The organism is Candidatus Thermoplasmatota archaeon, from assembly GCA_035540375.1.
Lineage (GTDB): Archaea > Thermoplasmatota > SW-10-69-26 > JACQPN01 > JAJPHT01 > DATLGO01.
Map to the genome: position 1 here is coordinate 1 of DATLGO010000085.1, position 4,298 is coordinate 4,298.

Consider the following 4,298-nt stretch of genomic DNA (forward strand, 5'->3'; position numbering starts at 1 on the left):
GGCCGACGCCCGCGCCGGAGGAAACGGCGCCCCGCGACCCGGTCGAGGAGCGGCCGCCCGCCGAGGGCGCGCGCCCGCGACCCGCCGAGCCGCCCGCGCCGAAACCCGAGCCGAAGCGGCTCATGCTCATCGTCTCCGATCGCCTCGTCGGTCCCGCGGGCGGGGTCGCGGTCGGCACCGTCACGCTCCTCGGGGGCGACACCGCCGAGCGCGTCTCCCTCGCCCCCAGCCTCGACGCCGGATGGGCCGCGGACCTGCAGCGCCGCCTCGTGGACGTGCCGCCGCACGGCCGCGTCGACCTCTGGCTCGTCGTCCGCGTTCCGGTCGACGCCGCGCCGAAAGCGACGTCCCCCGGCGTCGTCGTGGCCACGGGCGCAGGCCCGTCGCTCTCGGGCGCGTTCATCGTCGAGGCCGCCGAGCCCGAGGGGGTCTTCGAGGCCGGCGCGACGACCTCGCTCACCCCCCACACGGGCGGCGGCGAGCCCGTGGGCGCCGCAAGCCTCGTCGTGCGCGACGTGGGCCGGGGCTTCGAGCGCGCCTTCGACGACCTCGCCCCCATCCTCCTTGCCGGAGGCACCGGTCTCGTCGCGGGCCTCGGCCTCGTCGCCCTCGCCGCCCGCCGCGAGGCGTGGCGCATCGCGGCCGCGTCGCTCCTCGCGCCGCTCTACACGCGGCTCGAGCGTCCGGGCGTCCTGGGCCATCCCGATCGCGCCCGCATCCTCGAGCGCGTCGCGGCCGATCCGGGCCTCCACTTCCGCGGCCTCCAGCGCGCCCTCGGCCTCCACACGGGCGCGCTCGTGTACCACCTGCGCGTGCTCGAGCGGCACCGGCTCCTGGTGTCGCGCCCCGACGGCCACCTCGTGCGATACTTCCCGGCGACGGGCCCGCGCGTCGTCGCGCCCATGCTCCGCGGGCTTCGCGCCGAGGTCATGCACGCCGTCGTGCTGACGCCGGGCCTCACGCAGCGCGAGGTCGCCGATCGCGTGAACGCATCGAAGCAGGCCGTGCACTACCACGTGAAGGCCCTCATCGCCCAGGGACACCTGCGCATGGACGTGGACGGCGGCCTCGCCCCCGTCCGCTCCGAATCACAGCCTTCTTGAACCGACCCGCCGCTCGCGGACGTCGTTGACCGAGACCCTCGAGCGAGCCGAGCTCCGCAAGACGCGCCGCAACTTCGTCCTCGCCCTCCTCGGCGCCCTCGGCGTCATCTCGTTCCTCATGTTCCGGCCCTTCCTCACGTACGTCATCCTCGGCGGCGTGTTCGTCTATGTGCTCTGGCCGGCGCAGCTCGCGCTCACGCGCGTCGTGCGACGACCCGGCGCCGCGGCCGGCATCCTCCTCGTCATCGTCTTCACCATCGTGCTCGCCCCCCTCGCGTTCATCTCCTTCGAGCTGGCGCGCACGGTGAGCAGCGTCCTCTCGGAGGAGTCGCCTGAGGGCGTGCTCGCGACCATCGACGAGTCCATCGCCCGCCTCGCGACCGCCTTCGGCCTCGACCCGCCGCCGAACGGCACCTCCGCGACGGCGCTTGCGGGCGCGCTCGCGCAGACGCAGGCGTGGCTTTCGGGCCATCTTCCCGACCTCCTCACCGTCGCGGCGCTCATCCTGCTCGGCTTCCTCGTGATGGCCTTCGTGATCTTCTACGGCCTCATCGAGGGCGAGAGCATCGTCCAGTACGTCAAGTCCGTCATGCCGCTCACCGAGAAGCAGTCGAAGGACCTCTTCGAGGAGCTTCGGCGCACGCTCGACGCGGTCCTCTACGGCCAGCTCGTGCTCTCGTTCGCGGCGGGCGCGCTCGGCGCCGTGGGCTACGCGCTCTTCGGCATCCCGCAGCCCATCTTCTGGGGCTTCGTCACGTTCGTGTTCGCGCTCCTCCCCGTCGTCGGCGCCCCCGTCGTGTACGTGCCGGCCGCGCTCTGGCTCGTGAGCGAGGGCAGAAGCACGGAGGGCATCGCGCTCCTCGTGTACGGCTTCGTGTTCCTCAACATGATCGAGCACATCCTCCGCCCGCGCCTCGTCGGCGAGAAGGCCCAGATGCACCCGTTCCTCGTGCTCGTCGGCGCGATCGGGGGCCTCGAGGTCTTCGGGTTCGTCGGCTTCATCGTGGGCCCGATCGTGCTGAGCCTGCTCGTCGCCGTCCTGAACTTCTGGAGAAAAGACTACTTGCCGAGCTACGAAGCCGGCAAGGCGTGAACGAAAAGGGATGAGGCGGGCGACCGAAGGCCGCCCGTGATTTCGCGCTCAGTACCGGCCGCCGCGGCCGCCCGAGTCGCGGTCCCGGTAACCGCCGCCACCGCCGCGCCGGTCGCCGCCGCCGTAGCCGCCGCCGCGGCCGCCGCCACCGCCGTAGCCGCCGCCGCGACCACCGCCGTAACCGCCACCGCCGCCGCCGTAGCCGCCGCCACGGCCTCCGCCGTAGCCGCCGCCGCCGCCGCCGCGTCCGCCGCCGTATCCGCCGCCGCCGAAGCTCCGGCGCTCCTGCGCGTGCTCCTGGTCGGAGACGTTCTTGTTCGCGGGGTCGGCCGCGACCTCCTCGTCGATGCGCTGCATCTTGCCGAACTTTCCGACGTTCAGCCGGATGTGCCCGCGCACGAGGGTCACGTAGCCGTTCTCGATGAGGACGCTCTCGCCCTCGTTGATCTGGCCGATCTGCTCGTTCCAGAGCGAGAAGACCACGTTGCCCGTGTCGTCCCCGATGGTCGCTTCGGCGACGCGCTTGTTGTCGCCGAATTTGCCCGGGACCTCCTTCACGGGGGCGATGCTCAGAACCTTGGCCTTGACGTTGAAGTCCTTGGACCTCGGGGTCAGATCGCCGATCTTGACCGCCTGGGTCGGGGCCCTCTGCGTGTCCATGTCGTCACGTCTCTCGTGTCTGTCGGCAAGCCCCTTGAGGTCCTGCGGCAGCCTCACGTCCTACGGCTGCTCCGTATTTAACGCCATCGCGTCGGGGGCTTCATGGACGCGCGACGCGCCGCTGAGCGGCCGCGAGCGCGGCCCCCACGACGGCCTCCGCGCTGGGCGCGAGGGTCTTCGAGGACCAGTAGCGCAGGTAGCCCGCGCCCTTCACGGGGACGGGCAGGCCGCTCGCGTTCGGGTGCCCGCCGCCCCCGAACGGCTGCGCGATCTCGTGGCAGACCTCCATGCCTTTGCGGCTCCGGAGGCTCGCGAAACCGTCGGGCTTGAAGAGGATCGCGACGTCCGCGCCCCGCTCGATGAGCGCGTGGAGCGTCTCGTTCGTGGGCACCTCGCCGTAGGTGGCCGCGACGGCGGCCCCGTTCTGCCGGCGCCACGTCGCGCGCGCGACGCCGCGCTCGATGAGCGCCTCCTTGCGGTCGGCCTCGCGCGCGGCGGCGGCGCGAAGCGTCGCGTCGTCCACCTTGCGCGCGGCGACGAGGTGCTCGACGAAACGCTCCGACCCGAGATCCGCGACCGCGTCGTGGAGGCCCTGGCTCCACGGGTCCTTCCGTAGCCACAGGTCGTGGTCGCGCACGACCTCCGCGAGGCGGGAGGCGAACGGGTCGCCCGGGTGGTCCGCGGCGGCGACGAGCGACGCGCCGCAATGCGTGCCGCTCGCGTCGACCGTAATCTCCGCGAACTCCTTCATCTCGTCGACGGGCGCGCCCTCCCACTGGCGCGCGTGGTGGTCCATCCATCGGACGCGCCAGCCGTCGTCCGCGATTTCGCGCAGGAGCTCGAGGACGCGACGCCCTTCGCCGCGCTGGAAGGACAGGTCCGTGACGACGAGATGACGGGCCCGCGAGGGGACGTTGCGCAGGAGCGAGAGCACCGACACCATGGCGCCGGGATCCACGAACACGGTATCGACGCCGGTCCGCGAGTAGCGCAGGCGGACGAGCGCGTCGCACGCGGCGCCGTCGAGACATCGCGCGTGGGTGACGTGCAGCGCGACGGGCGCATGGTACGCGGCGCGGTAGAACGCGCGCTCGAACCGCCACGTCTTCACGAAGGCGGGAAGGAAGAAGCCGGCGTCCGGAAGCGCGCCCACGCCGGGGCCAAGGCGCGACCGGCGCTTGAGCGTTTCTTCACGAAACGCGCGCCGCGTGCGCGCAGGCGGGGCAGACGGCGTCGAAGGGCCGGCGACCTTCCGCGTCGAAGACGGAGGCGCAGGCGGGACACTTGAGGGTCAGGGATTCGAGGGGGCTTCCGGCCTCGATGGCGGCGACGAGGCCGCAGGCGGGGCACGAGGCGTCGAAGGGGCGCCGCCCCTCGGCTTCGAAGTCGTGCGCGCACGCGGGACAGCGCACCCGCGCGCGCTCGATCGGGGCGGGCGCGGG

5 protein-coding genes are annotated in these 4,298 nt (G+C 72.7%); 2 read left to right on the forward strand and 3 right to left on the reverse strand.

Annotation, left to right across the window (positions count from 1 at the left end; all coding sequences use genetic code 11):
• The coding region (locus VM889_10115) for a MarR family transcriptional regulator (protein ID HVL48900.1) at positions 1-1,103 on the forward strand (1,103 nt) is incomplete at its 5' end.
• A gap of 25 nt (positions 1,104-1,128) precedes the next feature.
• Positions 1,129-2,196 carry an AI-2E family transporter gene (locus tag VM889_10120; GenBank protein ID HVL48901.1) on the forward strand — a complete coding sequence of 356 codons (1,068 nt, stop codon included), beginning with the start codon at positions 1,129-1,131 and terminating at the stop codon, positions 2,194-2,196.
• Positions 2,197-2,244: 48 nt separating this feature from the next.
• Here the strand turns inward: VM889_10120 and VM889_10125 are convergent, their stop codons facing one another.
• From VM889_10125 to VM889_10135, 3 genes are all read right to left on the reverse strand, one after another.
• Positions 2,245-2,856 (reverse strand): hypothetical protein, encoded by a 612-nt coding sequence (locus VM889_10125; GenBank protein ID HVL48902.1) that lies wholly within the window; start codon positions 2,854-2,856, stop codon positions 2,245-2,247.
• A gap of 100 nt (positions 2,857-2,956) precedes the next feature.
• Positions 2,957-4,009 (reverse strand): hypothetical protein, encoded by a 1,053-nt coding sequence (locus tag VM889_10130; GenBank protein ID HVL48903.1) that lies wholly within the window; start codon positions 4,007-4,009, stop codon positions 2,957-2,959.
• Positions 4,010-4,046: 37 nt separating this feature from the next.
• Positions 4,047-4,298, reverse strand: a 252-nt coding sequence (locus VM889_10135; GenBank protein ID HVL48904.1) for a hypothetical protein, incomplete at its 5' end; no start/stop codon positions are given.

Bases quoted from the DNA above. Each gene is read 5' to 3' on its own strand.
- VM889_10125 (HVL48902.1), bottom strand. From the start codon at position 2,856: ATGGACACGCAGAGGGCCCCGACCCAGGCGGTCAAGATCGGCGATCTG.